At 61.3% G+C, this 18,548-nt stretch carries 18 protein-coding genes; 3 read left to right on the forward strand and 15 right to left on the reverse strand.

Annotation, left to right across the window (positions count from 1 at the left end; translation table 11 throughout):
* Nucleotides 1–52: 52 nt before the first annotated feature.
* The 7 genes from M0D66_RS03820 to M0D66_RS03850 form a co-directional block, all read right to left on the reverse strand.
* Nucleotides 53–403: a copper-binding protein gene (locus M0D66_RS03820; protein ID WP_266209052.1), complete on the reverse strand. Its 351-nt coding sequence runs from the start codon at nucleotides 401–403 to the stop codon at nucleotides 53–55.
* The gene (locus M0D66_RS03825) at nucleotides 400–3,606 is read right to left on the reverse strand and encodes an efflux RND transporter permease subunit (RefSeq protein WP_266209053.1); all 3,207 of its coding nucleotides are present in this window, start codon (nucleotides 3,604–3,606) and stop codon (nucleotides 400–402) included. The genes M0D66_RS03820 and M0D66_RS03825 overlap by 4 nt, the downstream gene beginning before the upstream one ends.
* A complete protein-coding gene (locus tag M0D66_RS03830; protein WP_266209054.1) occupies nucleotides 3,603–5,153 on the reverse strand; it encodes an efflux RND transporter periplasmic adaptor subunit in 1,551 nt (516 codons plus the stop codon). Before M0D66_RS03830 ends, M0D66_RS03825 begins: the two co-directional genes overlap by 4 nt.
* A gap of 11 nt (nucleotides 5,154–5,164) precedes the next feature.
* Nucleotides 5,165–6,460 (reverse strand): TolC family protein, encoded by a 1,296-nt coding sequence (locus tag M0D66_RS03835; protein WP_266209055.1) that lies wholly within the window; start codon nucleotides 6,458–6,460, stop codon nucleotides 5,165–5,167.
* A gap of 92 nt (nucleotides 6,461–6,552) precedes the next feature.
* A complete protein-coding gene (locus tag M0D66_RS03840) occupies nucleotides 6,553–6,918 on the reverse strand; it encodes a hypothetical protein (RefSeq protein WP_200651517.1) in 366 nt (121 codons plus the stop codon).
* Between the two features lie 143 nt (nucleotides 6,919–7,061).
* Nucleotides 7,062–7,535 (reverse strand): hypothetical protein, encoded by a 474-nt coding sequence (locus M0D66_RS03845; protein WP_093634248.1) that lies wholly within the window; start codon nucleotides 7,533–7,535, stop codon nucleotides 7,062–7,064.
* Nucleotides 7,536–7,716: 181 nt separating this feature from the next.
* Nucleotides 7,717–8,103, reverse strand: coding sequence for a hypothetical protein (locus M0D66_RS03850; RefSeq protein ID WP_301772708.1), 387 nt, complete (start codon nucleotides 8,101–8,103; stop codon nucleotides 7,717–7,719).
* A gap of 181 nt (nucleotides 8,104–8,284) precedes the next feature.
* On the opposite strand from M0D66_RS03850, the gene M0D66_RS03855 reads away from it, so the two are divergent.
* Nucleotides 8,285–8,473 carry a hypothetical protein gene (locus M0D66_RS03855; RefSeq protein WP_256457202.1) on the forward strand — a complete coding sequence of 63 codons (189 nt, stop codon included), beginning with the start codon at nucleotides 8,285–8,287 and terminating at the stop codon, nucleotides 8,471–8,473.
* 30 nt (nucleotides 8,474–8,503) lie between these two features.
* The gene (locus M0D66_RS03860; RefSeq protein ID WP_093634249.1) at nucleotides 8,504–8,854 is read left to right on the forward strand and encodes a DOPA 4,5-dioxygenase family protein; all 351 of its coding nucleotides are present in this window, start codon (nucleotides 8,504–8,506) and stop codon (nucleotides 8,852–8,854) included.
* Nucleotides 8,855–8,894: 40 nt separating this feature from the next.
* Here the strand turns inward: M0D66_RS03860 and M0D66_RS03865 are convergent, their stop codons facing one another.
* From M0D66_RS03865 to M0D66_RS03885, 5 genes are all read right to left on the reverse strand, one after another.
* On the reverse strand, nucleotides 8,895–9,206 hold the full coding sequence (locus M0D66_RS03865; RefSeq protein WP_266209057.1) for a high-potential iron-sulfur protein: 312 nt from the start codon (nucleotides 9,204–9,206) through the stop codon (nucleotides 8,895–8,897).
* 48 nt (nucleotides 9,207–9,254) lie between these two features.
* Nucleotides 9,255–9,944, reverse strand: coding sequence for a nitroreductase (locus M0D66_RS03870; RefSeq protein WP_266209058.1), 690 nt, complete (start codon nucleotides 9,942–9,944; stop codon nucleotides 9,255–9,257).
* A 135-nt stretch (nucleotides 9,945–10,079) separates the two neighbouring features.
* Nucleotides 10,080–10,802 (reverse strand): PepSY-associated TM helix domain-containing protein, encoded by a 723-nt coding sequence (locus M0D66_RS03875; protein WP_266209059.1) that lies wholly within the window; start codon nucleotides 10,800–10,802, stop codon nucleotides 10,080–10,082.
* The gene (locus M0D66_RS03880) at nucleotides 10,799–11,482 is read right to left on the reverse strand and encodes a Fe2+-dependent dioxygenase (protein WP_200618692.1); all 684 of its coding nucleotides are present in this window, start codon (nucleotides 11,480–11,482) and stop codon (nucleotides 10,799–10,801) included. The genes M0D66_RS03875 and M0D66_RS03880 overlap by 4 nt, the downstream gene beginning before the upstream one ends.
* Nucleotides 11,483–11,559: 77 nt before the next feature.
* Nucleotides 11,560–13,752, reverse strand: a complete 2,193-nt coding sequence (locus M0D66_RS03885) for a TonB-dependent siderophore receptor (RefSeq protein WP_266209061.1) — start codon at nucleotides 13,750–13,752, stop codon at nucleotides 11,560–11,562.
* Nucleotides 13,753–14,343: 591 nt separating this feature from the next.
* Here M0D66_RS03885 and M0D66_RS03890 point away from each other — a divergent pair.
* Complete coding sequence (locus tag M0D66_RS03890) at nucleotides 14,344–15,339, forward strand: aldo/keto reductase (RefSeq protein WP_266209147.1); 996 nt, start codon at nucleotides 14,344–14,346, stop codon at nucleotides 15,337–15,339.
* Nucleotides 15,340–15,397: 58 nt separating this feature from the next.
* On the opposite strand, the gene M0D66_RS03895 is transcribed toward M0D66_RS03890, so the two are convergent.
* The 3 genes from M0D66_RS03895 to zwf form a co-directional block, all read right to left on the reverse strand.
* Nucleotides 15,398–15,964, reverse strand: a complete 567-nt coding sequence (locus tag M0D66_RS03895) for a YbhB/YbcL family Raf kinase inhibitor-like protein (RefSeq protein ID WP_200618695.1) — start codon at nucleotides 15,962–15,964, stop codon at nucleotides 15,398–15,400.
* A gap of 141 nt (nucleotides 15,965–16,105) precedes the next feature.
* Nucleotides 16,106–16,906 (reverse strand): ROK family protein, encoded by an 801-nt coding sequence (locus tag M0D66_RS03900; RefSeq protein ID WP_266209062.1) that lies wholly within the window; start codon nucleotides 16,904–16,906, stop codon nucleotides 16,106–16,108.
* 35 nt (nucleotides 16,907–16,941) lie between these two features.
* Complete coding sequence (gene zwf / locus M0D66_RS03905) at nucleotides 16,942–18,543, reverse strand: glucose-6-phosphate dehydrogenase (protein WP_266209063.1); 1,602 nt, start codon at nucleotides 18,541–18,543, stop codon at nucleotides 16,942–16,944.
* Between the last annotated feature and the right edge of the window lie 5 nt (nucleotides 18,544–18,548).

Genomic DNA, 18,548 nt, shown 5'->3' on the forward strand with positions numbered 1-18,548 from the left:
TGCAAACTCGCAGGCCCAAGCAACAAGCCCGCGAGTTTGCATCAACTACGCGTCACGACGCTTTTTCCAGCTTCACGATGGTCATCGTGCCGTCGACGTCTTCAACGCGCACCTTCACCTTGTCGCCTTCGTGAATCTGCTTGATCATCGCGGCGTCCTTCGCCTTGAAGGCCATGGTCATGGCCGGCATCCCAACGTTCTGCAGCGCGCCGTGTTTCAGCGTGACCATGCCGGAGGCCGGGTCCACCTTTCTCACCACCGCGTCCGTGAGGGCCGCATTCGGCGAGTCCTTTGAAGCCGTCGGCTTCATGGACATGTTCATCCCTGCCATATCGTCGCCCGCAAACGCGGGGGCCGCAGCAATGCTACCGAAAGCAGCAAACGCAACAATCCATTTCTTCATTGAAGTTCTCCAGTTTGAGTAGTTGGCACGGTTGTGCCGGAAGGTACTGCATGAGAAAGCCGCACGTCGGGCAGACGCTTCGCGCGGCGGCGTTGCAGCAGGAACCACGCTGCGGGAATAACCAACATCGAAAGGATGGGCGCCGTGATCATCCCGCCCACCATAGGCGCGGCGATGCGCTGCATGACTTCGGAGCCGGCGCCGTGCCCGACCATGATGGGTATGAGACCGGCAAGCACGACCGCGACCGTCATCGCCTTGGGACGCACACGCTGCACGGCCCCCTCTCGAATCGCATCGAGAAGCAGCGTTTCGGTCAGCGGTTCGCCTGCGTCGAGTCTGCGATTCAGCGCACCCTTCAGGTAAAGCAGCATCACGACACCGAACTCCGCGGCCACGCCAGCGAGCGCAATGAATCCCACGGCGGTCGCGACAGATACGGCATGCCCCAGCATCCAGATAAACCAGAAGCCGCCGACCAGCGCGAAGGGCACCGTCGACATCAATAGCAACGCGTCACCCACAGAGTTGAACGTCAGAAAAAGCAGCACGAAAATGACCACCAGCGTCACGGGAATCACCGTGCGCAACTTCGCCGCTGCTCGCTCCAGATATTCGAACTGACCGGACCACGCAATCGAATAGCCCGCGGGCAGCGTTACTTTCTCTGCGACCGCGCGCTGCATGGCCTGCACGGCCGAATGCAGGTCCGTATCGCGGATATCGACGTACACGTAACCGGCGAGCCGCGCGTTCTCACTGCGAATCATCGGCGGGCCGTCGGCAATCGTGATGTGCGCCACGTCCGCCAGCTGGATTTGCGCGCCACGCTCAGTCACGACTGGCAGCTCACGCAGCTTCTCGAGCGAATCGCGGATCTCGCGTGGATAGCGGATGTTGATCGGAAAGCGCTCCCGGCCGGCAATGACCTCGCCGACGTTCTCGCCGCCGACTGCGGTAGATACGATCGACTGGATGTCCGCAACTGCGAGGCCGTAACGTGCCGCTGCCAGCCGGTCGATATCGACGTCGATGTATCGCCCGCCGTTCAGGCGCTCGGCAAGTGCGGACGTCACACCGGGCACGGTCTTGACCGCTGCTTCGACCTGCGTTGCGACCTTGTCGATTTGCCCGAGGTCGGGGCCCGAAATCTTGACGCCGACCGGCGTCTTGATACCCGTCGACAGCATGTCCAAGCGATTGCGGATAGGAGGGACCCACACGTTCGAAAGCCCCGGCACTTTGACGGTGCGGTCCAGTTCGTCGACCAGTTTCTCCGGCGTCATACCCGGCCGCCACTCGCTGCGCGGTTTGAACTGAATCGTGGTCTCGAACATCTCGAGCGGTGCGGGGTCGGTCGCCGAGTCAGCGCGGCCGGACTTGCCGAACACGGTCTGCACCTCCGGGACGGTCTTGATGAGCCGGTCGGTCTGCTGCAGCAGTTCACTCGCTTTCTCCGTCGAGATGCCCGGCAGCGCGGTCGGCATATACAGCAGATCGCCTTCGTCGAGCGGCGGCATGAATTCGCCGCCGAGCCGCGAAAGCGGAATCGCCGACGCTGCGAGCGCAACCACCGCCAGACCGATCGCGACCCACGGGCGACGCAATGTCGCCTCCAGCACCGGGCGATAGAGCCGGATCAGCACGCGGTTGATCGGGTTCGCGTTCTCGTGCGGGATGCGGCCGCGGATCAGCAAACCCATCAACACCGGCACCAACGTCACCGACAATCCCGCCGCAGCTGCAATCGTGTAGGTCTTTGTGAACGCCAGTGGGGAAAACAGCTTGCCTTCCTGGCCTTCGAGCGAAAACACCGGGATGAACGACAACGTGATGACGAGCAACGAGAAAAACAGCGCCGGCCCGACCTCCGCGGCCGACGTCGCGATGAGTTCCCAACGTTCAGCCGAACTGATCGCCTTACCGGGATGCGCGTGCTCGTACGCTTCGAGATGTTTGTGCGCGTTCTCGATCATCACGATGGCCGCGTCGATCATCGCGCCGATGGCAATCGCAATGCCGCCCAACGACATCAGATTCGCGTTGACGCCTTGATACCGCATCACGATAAAGGCGGCCAGCACGCCCAGGGGCAAGGACAGGATCGCGACAAACGCACTACGCAGATGGAATAGAAAGACCGCGCAGACGAGACCGACGATGATGAATTCCTCGACGAGCTTGTCCTTCAGGTTATCCACGGCGCGTTCGATCAGTTGTGAGCGGTCGTACGTCGTCACGACTTCCACGCCCGCGGGCAGCGAACGCTTCAGCTCGGCGAGCTTTGCCTTCACCGCATCGATCGTCGTCAACGCGTTCTTGCCGGAACGCATCACGATGACACCGCCCGCCACTTCGCCCTGACCGTTCAGTTCAGCGATACCGCGCCGCATCTCGGGTCCGATCTGAATACGCGCGACATCACCCAGCAGCACGGGCGTACCGGCTTCGTTCGTACGCAGGACGACGTTGCGAAAGTCGTCGAGCGTGCGCAGGTAACCGGACGAGCGCACCATGTATTCGGACTCCGCCATCTCGACGACTGATCCGCCCGATTCCTGATTCGCCTTGCCTAACGCGTCGGCGACCATCGCCTGTGTAATGCCGTAAGCGCGCAGTTTGTCCGGGTCGAGAACGATCTGATATTGACGCACCATGCCGCCAATGCTCGCGACCTCGGACACATCCGGTACCGACTTCAGTTCGAATTTGAGGAACCAGTCGTTCAGGGCGCGAAGCTGTCCCAGGTCGTGCTGTCCGCTCCGGTCGACGAGTGCATATTCGTAGACCCAGCCGACACCGGTCGCATCCGGTCCGAGCGATACCGTCGCGCCAGGAGGCAACCTGCTTTGCACCTGGTTCAGATACTCGAGTACACGGGAACGGGCCCAATACTGGTCGGTTTTGTCGTCGAACAGGACGTAGACGAACGCATCGCCGAATGACGAATACGCGCGAATGGTTTTCGCGCCCGGTACGCCCAGCAGCGTCGTGGTGAGGGGATAGGTGACCTGGTCCTCGACGACCTGCGGCGCCTTGCCCGGGTACGACGCCTTGATGATGACCTGCGTGTCGGACAAGTCAGGCAGCGCGTCGAGCGGCGTTTGCATCACCGAGTAGACGCCCCACGCCGTGACGAGCACGGTGGCAAGCAGCACCAGAAAGCGGTTGTAAATCGACCACCTGATAAGACGCGCGATCATTTGGCGCCTCCCACCGGTTCGACTGTCGTCAACTGGTAGCCGCTGTCCGTCTGCCGGAATGCGAAGTGCAGTACGTCACCGGGTTTTGCGTCAGGAAAGGCCGTGGGCGATGGTTTGCCGAATGCCATTGTCATCTTGCCCCAGCCCAAAGCCGGGACCGGCTGGTGGGAGAACGTGATGTCTTCAGCAGTCACCTTTTCGACCCTGCCGGTGGTCTCGTACGTTTGGGATGCACCGGTCGCAGCGGATGCGGGTGCTGGCGCGAGTGCGCTCGGGCCTCCGTTGGCGCTCCCCGCGAGGCGAGGAAGGACCGATTTGAGGCTGGCTTCCGAATCGATCAGAAACTGGCCGGACGCCACAACCTGATCGCCATCGTTCAAACCGCTCAACACTTCGGTTTCGTCGCCTGCATCTTTGCCGACGGTGACATTCACCGGCTGCAAACGGCCATCGCCGTTCCTGACGATAACCACGGTACGCTTGCCGGTCGTGATGACCGCTTCGGACGGAACAAGCAGACGCGAGGCCGGTTTCCGCGCGCCGACCCGCACGCGCATCAACATGCCCGGCGTCAGCTTGAACGCTGCGTTGTCGATCTCGAGACGAGCCTGCAACGTACGGCTGCCAGCGTTGATACCCGGCAAGATTTCGCGGATCTGCCCTTTGAAGTGCTGAGTGGGATCGCCCGCGAATGCCGCGTCCACGGTCATGCCGGGCTGCACGGTTAGCGCAAGGGATTCCGGTATTTCGACGATGAGCCACAACGTCGAAAGCCCGGCGATCTTGGCGAGCGTCTGCCCGGGCGTCACCATCGCGCCATCGCGAACGTTAAGCTCGCTGACCACGCCCGTTTCCGGCGAGGTCAGCACGACATGCGTCTGCGCCTTTCCGCTCCGGTCGAGATTCGCAACGACGCCGTCAGGGATCGACATCGCCCGCATGCGCACGCGAGCCGCGTCGAGCATGCTGCTGTCCATACCGCTGCGTTTGAGCGCGAGGTACTCTTCCTGCGGCGCCAGCCAGTCCGGCACGAAGAGCGACGCGATCGGCGCGCCCTTCGCTATCCGTTGCATCGGTGCGTCCGCGTACAAGTGGTCGATGTAGCCCGTGACGCGCGACTGCACCACGTCGGCGCGCGATTCGTCGAATTGCGTGGTCCCGACGGCATCGAAGCCTTCGGTCACTTCCTGCCGTCGCGCCGTTGCGTAGCGGATGCCGAGGTTCTGCTGCAAGCCTGGATCGATTTTGACGCCACTCGTGCCCGCGTCATCGGCGAAGACGGGTTCGAGCTGCATGTCCATGAAAGGCGACTTGCCCGGTTTGTCGAAATGCTGATTCGGCACCATCGGATCGTGCCAGTACAGGACCTTGTGGCCCGTCTTCGGGTCGATCTTGTCGCCTGCCGCAGATGTCGCGGCGGGCATCGTGGCGGCAGAAGCCGAATCCGCCTGCGTGGAATGACGTGCGCCGGCCACGTAGCCTGCGCCCAACAAAGCGGCGGCGGCGAACGCAATGAGAACCGCGCGTGCCAGTTGTTTCTTTTGCATGGTGTTCTCCTTCACTGGCTGATGGACATCGACGCGGGCACGACCTGGTATTCGAGCTGGGCCCATGTCTGGGACACCTCGCGCCGAAGGTCGAGCACCTGTAGCTGGGCGTCGAGCAATGCACGTCGGGCAGCAAACGCGTCCGCAAGCGACCCGCTACCCGCCCGATAGGCAGCGGCAGCGAGCTGGACGCGCCGGTCTGCAGCGGGCAGCAGGGAGTCGGTGAGATGGACGATGCGCTCGCGGCCGCTGGCAAGCGTCGCCGACTGCGTGCGGATATCCGCTTCGACTTGCCGCTGCGCGTCTTCGTACATCAGCCGCGCTTTGGTGCCGAGTTCGGCCTTCTCGTCGGCGTCGCGGTTCTGGCGATTCTTGCGATTGATCGGCAGCGGAATGCTGACGCCGACCGAAACCATGTTCGAGTACTGCCCGCCACGCTGCTGATAAGAGACTTCCCACGTCCAGTTGGGACTGCGGTCGCTGTTGGCGACAGCCGTATCGGCATCGGCGACGGCGATGTCCCGCGCGGCGGCCACGAGTACCGGCTGAACGTCGCGAAGCTCGTCGGGTGGCAGAGACGACACATACGATTGCGGCGCGGGCGGATCGCCGCTCACATCGAGAACAGGCGTAGTAGTCCAGCGGGACAGTCCGATCAGTGCGGTTTGAAACGTCTGTTGTGCTTTGAGCAGTTGATCCTGCGTCTGCGCGAGCATCGCCTGCGCTTGCACGACGTCGGCTGCGCTTGCCTTGGCTCCCCGGTAAGACGCTTTCGTCGCATCCAGTTCGTGACCCATATGACGCACCAGCTCCTGCTGCAACGCGAGCGCCTGCTTTGCGTAGATAGCGCTCAACCACGCAGACGCGGTTTGTTGCCGTGTGTTCACGAGCTGTAGCAGATAGCCGGCTCGCTCGCGGTCCACCACATCGTTCGCCCGCGCGGAGAGCAGGCGGCGTTTGTCACCTGATACCCATTCCTGCTCGATGCCGATACGGCGCATCGTCATGAAGTCCTGACCGATGGTGAACCGTTGCGATCCGTTCACCGGCAGGTTGTCGATACCCGCTTTGAGTAGCGGGTCGGGCAACTGCCCGGCCCGAACCGCAGCATCGGAGCTGGCGCGCACGGAGGCCTGTGCGGCTCCCATGGCGGAAGAGCGGTCGGTCGCGGCCTGAAGCGCCGCATCGAGCGTGTAGCTTGCTTGCTGAGCGTGTGCCGCGCCGCTCGCGAGAATCAGCGCGGCGAAAAGCGAACGCGCGCGCAGTGGTGCACGCCGGGCTAACGGCGTGCGAAAAATGAATGGCATGTTCTAACCCCAACGGCGAACTCCCAAACGGAGTCCACGTCCTGGACGCAGGACGACCTCACCGCAAATGCGGTGAACCTGTCAGCAAGGGATTAGATGGCGCGAGGAGGTCGCCACGGTCCGGTCGGCTCACGGACCGGCAGTGATTGCGCGTAGTGGAAAACAACGGTGCTCGACAACCCGGCAGGCCGGGTTATGCCGGTCGGAGAGACCGGGTGATACAGACTGCCGATCTGGCATTGAGCCATTACCTTGCAGAAAAAGCCCTTGGCTTTTTCGGGCTGCGATGATGATTGCATGGACTCGCAGCCGGGCATGTCAGCCGACATCGCATCGCTCTCGTCGGCACTCATGCTCATCTGCATTGGACATTCTCCCGTCAAGCCGCTAGCCGCCAGCCCACTAATGGGCAGCGCAGCGCATAGCAACAAGAGGAGCAACGTCCGCAGAAATTTCATGCCGGAGATTATAGCCGCAGTAATTTAACCGGGTGCATCGGATTGGCTATCAACAGCAGGATCGCCGCTGATGCGAAAAAACGCCCCATGCGGGACGTTTTTCGTTTGGGCGTTAGCTTGCTTGCGACGGAGCGGGATGTTGCTTAAACGGTCGCTTCGACAATCGCTTGCGTATGGGCCGATCTCATCAGCCCCTCGATCATCTTCGCTTCCGCGTTCGCGATCTCGCTCAGCGATGCGATCGACAGTTGCCCATCGAGAATCGCCAGCGCCGAGCAAAGACGGGCGTATTCGCTGTCTTCGAGCACCCAGGCGCCGTCTTGATGCTCACGCGCGTCGAGCTGCACCATCGCCGCGTGCGCGCTTTCGATATCGGCAATGACGTCTTCGCCGAGACCAAGACGCGCCAATTCTTGCGACACCAGCAAATGCCGGCTCAAGGTCAGGTGTAAATCCCGCGTGCCCCGACCGCGCCGGAATGCATCCAGGGCGGTGTAGCACTGCAGGAGCATCGCCTCGGTGACCGGCTCGTGGGCGGTGCGGCTATAGGTCAGCGCGCGCAGCAGCGGGGACATGGCCGGCTGGGTGTGCTTGCGGACTCGCGATTTACTGGACATATCGATTCAACCTCCTTCGCTAACTCTCGGCTTTGCCACCGAATGCTGTGCTCTCCGGTGGCAAACGCCGCCGATGCGCCGGCGGCTTGACAGGCCCTTAATGTGAGTCTGTGCAGCCATCATGGCAAGCAACTATTAAGACAGACTTAAACAACTCAAAGTCTCGAATGTGCTCGGCGTCTCACCGCGCGAGCAGATTTTCCGCTACGGCTGGCCGGAAATGCAACGCTGCCATATAGGTTCGGATCGAATAAATACAAGTCACATCGGCCGCATCGACGAAAAAAAAGCCCTGTTCCCGCGAGGGAACAGGGCCGGACAGGATGGAAGAGTCGTACAGGCGCGTGGATGCTTGCCGACTTTTATAACCATCACAAACTACCAAAGCTGTTGCTACCAGAACTGCTACTACGTTATTGCGGTACTGCTTTACTGCGGTGTTGCCGTGTCGCTTTACTGCGGTATAGCGGTGTTGCGTTACAGCTCGGTCCCTCGCCATCAACATCGCCTCGCTGCAACCCCCTGCTGAGCCGTGCGCGTGACTGCTGCGATTGCGCACTATTTGCATTGCTTCGACTTCCTACTGCTTTACTGCCCTGCCACGTCGGTCAAACGCGGCAAACTGCCATCAACGGTACGGTTCAAAACAACGCGGGGGAAGACCGCGTCGATGGGCTCGGTGACTTGTCGCTCCATGGAAAACAGTTTATGTGAACACACGAAAATGCAATTGCGCGAAACGAGGGGAATTGGCAGGCCAGTTTGCCGAATCGCCGCGGTGTGGCGATTTCCTCAGACTTGAGCCGCGAGATGAAGCGCCCGGAACACAAACGCGCGGCCTGTACGAACGCCTGGGCTTCGAAATCGTCGCCGAAGAGGAAATAGAGTTTCTGATGCGGCGCGCGCCGCACGCGTCTGCGCAAATTCGAGCAGAATGACCGTCTGACAAAGACGGAACGAAACCCGCCATGACCTTTCGCGATACCTCGGCCATCGAGAGCTGGCACGCCCACGTTTACTTCGATTCAGGTAGCCGCGACGCCGCGTGGACCTTTCGCGAGCAAATCGAAGCTCATTGGAACGGCAAACTGCAAATGGGCCGCTTTCACGAACGCCCGGTCGGACCGCACCCGATGTGGTCGTATCAGCTCGCATTCGCGCAGGAGCAGTTCGCCGAGCTCGTCGGCTGGCTCACGCTGAATCACGGCGCACTCGATATCTTTCTGCACCCGAATACCGGCGACGCCTTGCGCGACCACCGCGACGCGGCGCTGTGGATCGGCCGTTCGCATGAGCTCGTACTGAGCGCTTTCAACTAGGCGCCAAGGCATCCGCAGCGGCGCACGGCCGCTAGCCCAGTCACATATTCGAGTATGAGTTGCACCATCCACGCGCGGCGACCTGCTTGTCGCCGAACAGCGTGCAGCCACCGTAGGTGTCGGTAGGCTTACCCTGGAATAGCGAACAGTTGGCGCAGGTTTGTCCAGCAGCGTAGCTGGGGAACTTCGCCTTGTCGACCTTTGCCGCGTCCTCTTTATAGCCGACGGCCTGCGCCTTCGGATCGGCTTCGCTTAGTGCATTCGCGGTGTCAGCGAACGCGACGCGGGACAGCATGAGCGATGAGCTCACGCCCACACTCAGCATCAGAAAATGACGGCGTGAGGTTTTCATCATGGTCCGAGGGGAAGATTGGAAAGTGGGGATGCCCGTGGATCGGGTTCAATCGAGAAATCGCGTGAACCGTTCAACCGGCTCGCGATCCGTGCGTAACGTATTGACCAGCGCGTTTTCGTCGGCGAAACCGAGCGACATGCCGCATACCAGTTGCTCTTCGGCCGGCAGGCCGAGATGCTCGGCAATCAGCCGGTGAAACTGCGTAAAGGCCGCCTGCGGACAGGTATCGAGGCCGCGCCCGCGTGCCGCCGTCATGATCGCTTGCAGGAACATGCCGTAATCGAGCCAGCTGCCGAGCTCCATTACCCGCTCGATCGTGAAGAACAGGCCAACCGGCGCGCCGAAGAACCGGAAGTTCTGCGCATGCTGTTCATGCATGCGCGTCTTGTCGCCCTTCTCGATACCTAGCAAGCCGTACAGATCCCAGCCGATCTTGCGGCGGCGATCGATGTAGGGCGACACCCATTGGTGCGGATAGTAGCGATACTCTTCCTGATACAGCGCATCGCGTTGAGGGTCGTCATAGGCGGCGACCAGAGTCTCCGACAGGCGCGCGAGCGACTCGCCCGTCACCACATAGACTTTCCACGGCTGAGTATTGGTGCCCGAGGGAGCGCGGCTGGCCGCTTCGAGAACCGCCTCAATATCGGCGCGCGCAACCGGCGTGGGCAGAAAGGCGCGGATCGACCGCCGCGATATCAACGCGGCGTCGACCTGGTTGGGGGACGTGGTCATCGGCAGAAATCCGGCAGGGCCAACGGTTTTGGCGGTCTGCGACGATTCTAGCGCGAGCGCCCACTTTTCCGCTGGCGGGCGTGCAGGGTTCCGGGCGGGCGCGTCACTGCTGCGACGCTGCGCCCTCAGAGTCGGCTAAAGCAGCCCCATACACACGGCTGCAACGATCGACCCGATCACCAACACCGCGCCGACGGTTTTGCGTTTGTTCAACTCCGTCCAAAGCAGGACGCCGGTGAGCGACAGCAGAATGATGCTGCCCGCCAGCGTATCGATCAGCAGCACCCAGCCGACGCTCAAGCCGACGCCCTTGTGCAGATTCGTGAGCGTCGCGAGAAACGAGTTTTCACTGCGCTTGACCGTCACATAGCCATTGCCGACCCAATACTCCGCGGCGGTGTTTTCGTGCGGCGACGAAAAGGTGAGCTGCCAGTGCTCGGGCTGAAGCACGCTGCGATCGCCCCACGCAACCGGATGTGCGGGCTCTTTCTGCGCGCGTCCCGGGGTACCGGCCAGTTTCAGTTCCTGCTTGAGCCACTTGCCGAGTTCGCGCGGCGTTTCCGGCGCCGGTTGCGGCACCGGCACCTGCACGACCGACACCTGCGGCTCGCCGGTCGACACCTTGAGCGGCCCGCCACGATGATTCAACAGAAAACCCGTGGTGCCGAACAGCAAACCCAGCGCAGCGCCCCACAACCCGATCCAGCCATGCACTTTGCGCAGCCATTTAACGAAGGTGGCACGGCGCGAACGCTGCTGCCGGGCCTTCAGTTCGTCGCGGTCGAGCCGCTGCGGTTCGACCGCCTCAGCGTCGATGGCCTCAGCCGGTCGGAATTCAATAGCCTCGGGTACGCTCACGTTTCACTCCAGGTGCGCAACAGGTTGTGATAGCAACCGACGAGGCTGCGGCGCGCGGCATCGTCGGCATGCGTGGCGTTCAGACGTTGAATCGCCGTGTCCATATCGAACAGCAAAGCGCGCTGCGTGTCGCTGCGCACGAGGCTTTGCACCCAGAAGAAGCTGGCGAGGCGCGCACCGCGCGTGACCGGCGTGACCTGATGCAGACTGGTGGCGGGATAGACGATCATGTCGCCCGCCGGCAGCTTGACCTGCTGCACGCCATAGGTGTCTTCGACAACGAGTTCGCCGCCGTCGTATTCGGCGGGTTCGGACAGGAACAGCGTCACCGACACATCCGTGCGCAGCTTCACGCCGTTGGGCAGCACCCGCACTGCACCGTCCACATGGCTGCCGAATTCCATACCGCCTTCGTAGCGATTGAAGAGCGGTGGGTAGACCTGATTCGGCAGCGCCGCGCTAATGAAGAGCGGGTTGCGCTCGATCGACGCGAGAATCACGTCGCCGAGTTCACGCGCGATCGGTGAATGCTCGGCGATCTGCTGATTGCGTTTGACCGGCGCACCTTGATAACCGGCGGTTGCGCGGCCATCGACCCATGCGTCGCCGGCGCTATCGAGCCGCTCGCGCACAAAGCGCAACTGCTCGGCGTTCAGTACATTCGGAATGTGCAGCAGCATCTTGAGTTTCCTTGGCCTCGTTACGTCGGCCTGCCGTTTGCGAGAACGGCAAGCCTACCGTATCAATGAGGCACGCTTCAGAACCGGTAGTCGAACGTCGCCAGCAGCGTGCGTCCAATCCCCGGCACCGAACGGCCACCGTCCGACTGGATGAGCGCGTCGTAGTACATCTTGTTCGTCAGGTTCAGCAGATTCAGCCGAACGTCGTATTTCTTCGCGTGATAGGCGGCAGTCGCATCCCAGCGCGTGTAGCCCGGCACCTGCACGTAGTTCGTGTTCGACGCGTAGCGCGGCGACATGTAAGTCGGGCCGCCGCCGATTTCCCAGTGCGGCGTGAGCGCGTAGGTGGTCCAGAACGTCAGCGTATTGCGCGGCGTGTTGGCCGGCGTGTGCCCTTGGGTGCCGTCGAGCGCCTTCAGGACGATGGCGTCCATGTAGGTGTAGCCACCGAACACTTGCCACTTGTCGGTAATGTGGCCCGTCACGCCGGCCTGGAAACCGTCGACGCGGATGTCGCCGTCGAGTTCATATTCGGTCGGTGAGACTTGCGTACGGGCGTTAGTCATTTCCTCGCGGAAGAACGCGGAGTTCACCGAAATATTGCCGCCCAGCAGATCCCACTTGCCGCCGATTTCATACGACCTGGTGGATTCCGGTGCGAGATTCTGCGTCAGGTTGGTGACCGTCAGCGCTTCGAGAGACGGATCGAACGACGTGCCGTACGACACGTAGTACGACTGCCAGTCGGTCGGCTGATAAATCACGCCGGCGCGAACGCTGGTGAAGAAGTTCGTTTGCGTCGCGTAGCCCGGCAGGCTGATCGTGTTGTGGATCTGCGCCTGGAAGCGATCCCAACGCAAACCGCCAATCACCTTCCAGTGCTGACCGAGCGACACCGTATCGTTCACGTACGCGCCAATTTCGTTCGAACCAGAATCGGCGCGGTTGCCGACCGTGGTGGTCACACCGGCAGGCGAAGACAGATACGCCGGGTTCACCATCGAAACAACCGGCAAGTTGTTGCGCGTGTAGGCCTGATTCGAATAGCTGTCGTGACCCAGGTCGACCCCGGCAATCAACTCATGCTTGATCGGCCCAGTGTCGAATTTGTACTGAAGCGAAGTGTCGTTGTACAGCGAGTGGTTTTCGATTACACGGTCATGGCTTTGCAACTTGATGAACAGTTGCGACGGCGACAGCGTCGTGAAATTGCCATTGGTCAGCGCCGTGCTGGTCGCAAGCGGCCCCGTCAACACAGCTTGCGGCGCAGTTTCGCGCGCATCGGTCATCGAGTGCGAGAACTGCGTCTGGTTGGTCAGCGTGAGCTGGTCCGAGAACTTGTGTTTGATCACGGCGGTGAACGTCTGCACGTCCTGAATCGTGCGATCGGTGGTCAAGCCATAAAACGTGTTCTTCGGTACCGGCGACGGACGGCCGTTCAACGCCTGCACGCCGTAGTCAGGCATGTCGTAGTTGTGCTGGATCAGTGCGGAGATCGTGACTTCAGTCGGCGTGCCGATGCCGAAGCGCACTTCCGGCGCGATACCGTAGTCCTTGTTCTTCATCTCGTCGCGCGTCGAACCGAGGCTTTGGCCGAATGCGTTCAGTCGAATCGCGGAGGTGTCCGTCAGCTTATGGTTCACGTCGACGGTGCTGCGATAGCGGTCGTCGGTGCCGATCATGCCCGTGACTTCCGCCGAGTCTTTCAGGTTCGCCTTCTTGCTGACCTGGTTGATCACGCCACCCGTCGAGCCACGGCCGAACAACATCGACGACGGACCGTACAGCACTTCGAGTTCTTCGAGGTCGAAAGTGTCGCGATAGTACTGGTTGCGATCGCGGAAGCCGTCCAGATAGATGTCGTTCTGCGCGGTGAAGCCGCGCAAGTTAATGTTATTGCCGATCTGGCCGCCTTCGGCCCCGCCGATCGTCACGCCCGGCGCATTGCGCAGCGCGTCCTGGAACGACGTGGCGCCTTGGGAGGCGAGCACCGCCTTGTTGATCACCGTCACCGTCTGCGGAATGTCGCGCAATGCGGTGGGCGTCTTGGCGCCGACCGTCGAGCGTTCTGCCTGAAAGTCCTGTTGTTCAGCCTGCGCCGCGACGCCGATGGTCGGCAAGGTCGCGTTGTCGGCCGCTGCGGGCGACGGCGCGTTTTGCGCCGACGGCTGCGACGCAGCTTGCGGTGCGGTCTGCGCGACGACGGGCGTCGCAAATGGAACGGCAAAAGCTAGCGCTAACGCAGTCGCAAGCGGCGTGTGATTGAACATGGGAAATCCCGTCGGAAGTGCGCTTGCCCGATCCGCATGCTCGACATGGAATCAATGACAAAACCGCAATTGGCTGGCTGCCGGTCTCCTGCTTGGAGCAGGAACGACGGGATGGCTGGCTAGTTGTTAAATGAGAATCGATATCATTCCATACGCATAAAGACGCATCAATCGCGGCGAACCTTACCTGATGTAATGGAATTGTTTCTAATTTTTACCAACGTATGGAATACGTAATTTTCGAAGTTTCGCGGCCAGCTAAAAATTACTTCTTTGTAATGTTAAGCAGCCCGACTGATGGCAGCTCCGAATATTTGTTAGACGAATATTCAGAGATGCGTATATCTTCGATAAACACACCAACTTCTCTCAACGCTCAGCAGAGCGGATCTGAATGACCCGAGTGATAACGCTCGGCAATGAAAGCACGTGTCACTTGCGCGAATCAGTTGGGTCGCGCGGAAAGCTTTCTAAAAGCTAACGGTTAGCCACGCTTGCATGTGCCGCCGGCCAAACGAGAAATCGCCACACCGTTTATCCTTTTTACAACACCGCATACCGCAGCTGTCCCGTCCATCTTCGGAGTTGACCATGCAATACCGCAAATTCGGCCGCACCGGCCTGACCGTTTCGCGCCTGTGTCTCGGCACGATGACCTTTGGCCTGCAGACTGAAGAAGACGTTTCGCGGCGAATTCTCGACACGGCGGCGGACGCCGGCGTGAACTTCATTGATACCGCCGACGTTTATCCGCTCGGCGCCGGTGAAAGTATTGCTGGACGCACGGAGGAGATCGTCGGACGGTGGCTGAAGGGCAAACGCGACCGCTTCATTCTGGCGACAAAGGCGGTGGGCAAAATGGGGCCGTCGGCCTGGGATCAAGGCGCGTCGCGCAAACATCTGCTGGATGCGATCGATGCATCGCTGCGGCGGCTCGGCACGGACTACGTGGACCTGTACCAGCTCCATTCCGACGACGCGAACACCCCGTTCGACGAGACGCTCGAAGCACTGGACGTGATCGTGCGATCCGGCAAGGCGCGGTATATCGGCGTGTCGAATTTCCTGGCGTATCGGCTGGCGCGGGCGCTGGGTCGCGCCGATGTGCTGCGCGTGGCTCGGTTTGTCTCGGTGCAGCCCCGCTATAACCTGTTGTTCCGGCAGATCGAGCGAGAATTGTTGCCCTTGGCGGATGAAGAGCAACTAGCCGTGATGCCCTATAACCCGCTGGCAGGTGGTTTGCTGACTGGTAAGCATCGGGTGGATGCTGCGCCCACATCCGGGCGATTCACCGAAACCGTCGGGAAAGCGGGAGCCGTCTATCAGGAGCGGTACTGGCATCAGCGTGAGTTCGAAACGATCGAGAAACTGAAGGCGATCGCCGCGCCGACGGGCGAATCTTTGACTCGGATTTCTCTCGCGTGGGTGCTGGCGAATCCGCTCATTACGTCCGCGATTATTGGCGCCAGTAGCGCCGAGCAGTTGAGCGACACGCTATCGACTTCGGAGCTTGTGCTCGATGCACAGGTTAAGACACAGCTTGATGAGGTGAGTCACGAATATCGATGGGGTGATGCGGCTAGGTAGTGGGATGCCTTTGACGGCGGCGCCGGTTGCCGGCCCGCCGCCATCGAAGGCACAGAATTTACCGTCCGTATCGAAGCACCGTACTCGCCGCAGCGAGCACATGGTCCTTCATCGCCGCCAGCAACGCGTCGCGCGTCAATCCTGCCGGCAATGCGTCCGGCGCTAAATCAAGCGCATAAACCTGCGCAACGTAGTGATGCGGGATGTCCCCAACCGGCGGGCAGGGTCCGTAATAGCCAGGGCCACCCGTCCGGTTCGTGCCGGCCACGCTACCGGCCGGCGTCACGCCTGCACCAAGCCCGGTCGCCGACGGCGCAACGCCATACATCACCCAATGGACAATGCCCAGACCCTTCGCGCCGTCCGGATCGAAAATAGTAATGGCGTAACTCTTCGTGCCGGCAGGCGTGTTCCGCCATTGCAAGGCCGGCGACACATTTCCGCCACCGCAATTATTCGCGCTCGCCGCATGGCTCGAATCCAGCGTGCCGCCGTCGGCCAAACCCGGCGACGACAACGCAAATGCATCGGCCGCGCGGACATTCACTGCAGCAAAAGTCAGCGCGGCGCACATGCTGGCAAATAACAGGCGTCGTGCAACGCCAGCGGTATGGCTTCGAATCATTGTTGGCTTCCCCGGGTATAAGTTAGCTAAGCTGAAAGAGGTCGTGCCGCAACAAACGCGTGTCACGGCCACCGGTGACAAACGTATCGATCGGTCGCTTTATTCCGTCGACACGCTACGAATTCATCCGTAAATCGCGCCTCACTTGAACCGGCCCGTCCGCTCATTCGCCTCCGGCAACTGCCGCGTCTCACGCAGTGACTTCGGGTGCCACAAGCGCGCGCCGCCTTCGATCCCAGCATCGTTCGAAACAGTTGCGACGTTCGCGGGCAACTTGAACGTCAGCCGCGCCGCGTTGCCACCGCCGATCCACAGCTTGTCGTAGTTCACCAGCGAATTGAGAATGCCGATTATCTTCTCGACCCGGCGATTCCAGCGCTTGTTTCCCGCCTTCTCGCGCGCCGCGTCGCCGATGTATTCGTCGTACGCCGCCCCCTTCTTGCTGACCGGATGATGTGCGAGCTCGAGGTGAGGCATCAACTCGCCATCGCGGAACAGCGCCGTGCCCGCGCCCGTGCCAAGCGTCAGTACGAGCTCGATCCCATGACCTTCGATCGCGGCAAAGCCCTGCATCTCCGCGTCGTTGATCATGCGCACCGGCAGACCGCCGAGGCGCTGCGCCAGCGAATCCGCGAGCGGAATATCATGCCAGCCTTCGACGCCAAAATGCGGCGCCGTCAGAATGCGGTTGTTGCGCACCACGCCCGGGAAGCCAATTGACATCAGTGTGGGCGGCTCTTTTTCGACTAGCGGCTCGACCAGCTTCACCAGCGCATCCACCAGTTGATCCGGCGTGCACGGATGCGGCGTCGGCACACGCAGACGGTCGGTTTTCATCTTACCGTCCGCATCGATGATCGCGGCTTTCAAGCCGGTGCCACCGACATCGATCGCCAGAATCCGCTCGGTACTGCTTTTTACTTTCGTCTTACGTGTGGCCACGGTGTCCCCCGATTGTGTTGGTGCGCCTCATGGAATTACTTCTTTTCGACTGCATCCTGCTTCAAAGGACGCCATGCGTGGCCGTCGCGTGCGAGCAGTGCGTCTGCTTCGGCAGGCCCCTCGCTGCCGGCTGCGTAACCATGCACCGGAATCGCGCCGCCGGTTTTCGGGTGCAGCACGTCGTCCACCGCGCACCAGCTCGTTTCGATGCTGTCGGCGCGCTGGAACAGCGTCTCGTCACCCAGCATGCAGTCGTACAGCAAGGTCTCGTAGCCGACGTTGGCCCGTTCGGCGAAGAAGTCCGCGTAGTCGAACGACGACTGCACCGCGCCGATCTGCATCACCGGCCCTGGCGTCTTCACATTGAAATCGAAACTCGTGCCGTGCGCGGGATCGATGCGCAAGGTCAGCACATTCGGCGTGAGCGCGTCGACCGGCGTATCGCGGAACAGACGGAACGGGACCGGCTTCAGTTGCACCGAGATCTCCGTACGGCGCGCAGCGAGCCGCTTACCGGTGCGCAGATAGAACGGCACACCCGCCCAGCGCCAGTTCTCCACATACACGCGGGCGGCGGCGTAGGTTTCGGTCGTGCTGTCCGGTGCGACGTCCGGTTCCTCGCGATAGCCGATGCCCGCCGGACCCCTTTCGTATTGACCGAAGACGACGTCGTCAGCAGTCAACGGCTGGATCGCGTCGGAGATTTCGGCCTTCTTGTCGCGCACGGCTTCGGCGTCGAACGAATTGGGCGGTTCCATTGCGACCATGCCGAGCAGTTGGAACAGGTGGTTCGGCAGCATGTCGCGGAACGCGCCGGTCTGCTCGTAAAACTTGCCGCGTCCCTCCACGCCGATCGTTTCGGCCGCGGTGATCTGCACGCTGTCGATATATTCGCGCCGCCAGATCGGCTCGAACAACGCATTCGCAAAGCGCACCGCGAGAATGCTCTGCACGGTGTCCTTGCCGAGAAAGTGATCGATGCGATACACCTGCGACTCGTCCGCGTACGACAGAATGTGCGCGTTCAGATCGCGCGCCGAAGCGAGATCGGTGCCGAATGGCTTCTCGATCACGATGCGGCGGAAGCCGCCCGCATCGCCCTCACCTTCTTTCAGCAAACCCGCTTTGCCGAGATGCTCGACGATCGGCTTGAAGAAACGCGCAGTGACCGCCAGGTAGAAAATCACGTTGCCACCCGGCGATTGATCGAGCTTTTGCTTGAGCTTCGCGAACGTGTCGTCGGTTTCGAATTCACCGGCCATGTATTCGAGCCGTTGCGCGACCCAGTCCCACGCTTTGTCGTCGAGCTTGCCGGCGTGGAACGTGCTGGCCTTGTCGGCGGCGAACTGTTGCAGCGACTTATGCAAGTCTTCGCGCCATACGCTCGTCTCGCGTTCGCCGTGATTCACGCCGATGATCTTCATGCCGCCATCGAGCAGACCGTCCACTGCGAGGTTGTACAGCGCGGGCATCAGCAAGCGTTTGGTCAGGTCACCGCCCGCGCCGAAGATCACCAGCGTGCAAGGCGGCGCAGGCCGTTTGCCGGCCGGCGACGATGGCGCGTCATGCGGACCCGCGCTGACTTTGCAACTGGGTTCACGAGCGGCGGAAGTTGGGGTGTTCGGAGTAGTCGACATGGGAT

This window comes from Paraburkholderia sp. SECH2 (assembly GCF_030464795.1).
Classification (GTDB): Bacteria; Pseudomonadota; Gammaproteobacteria; order Burkholderiales; family Burkholderiaceae; genus Paraburkholderia; species Paraburkholderia aspalathi.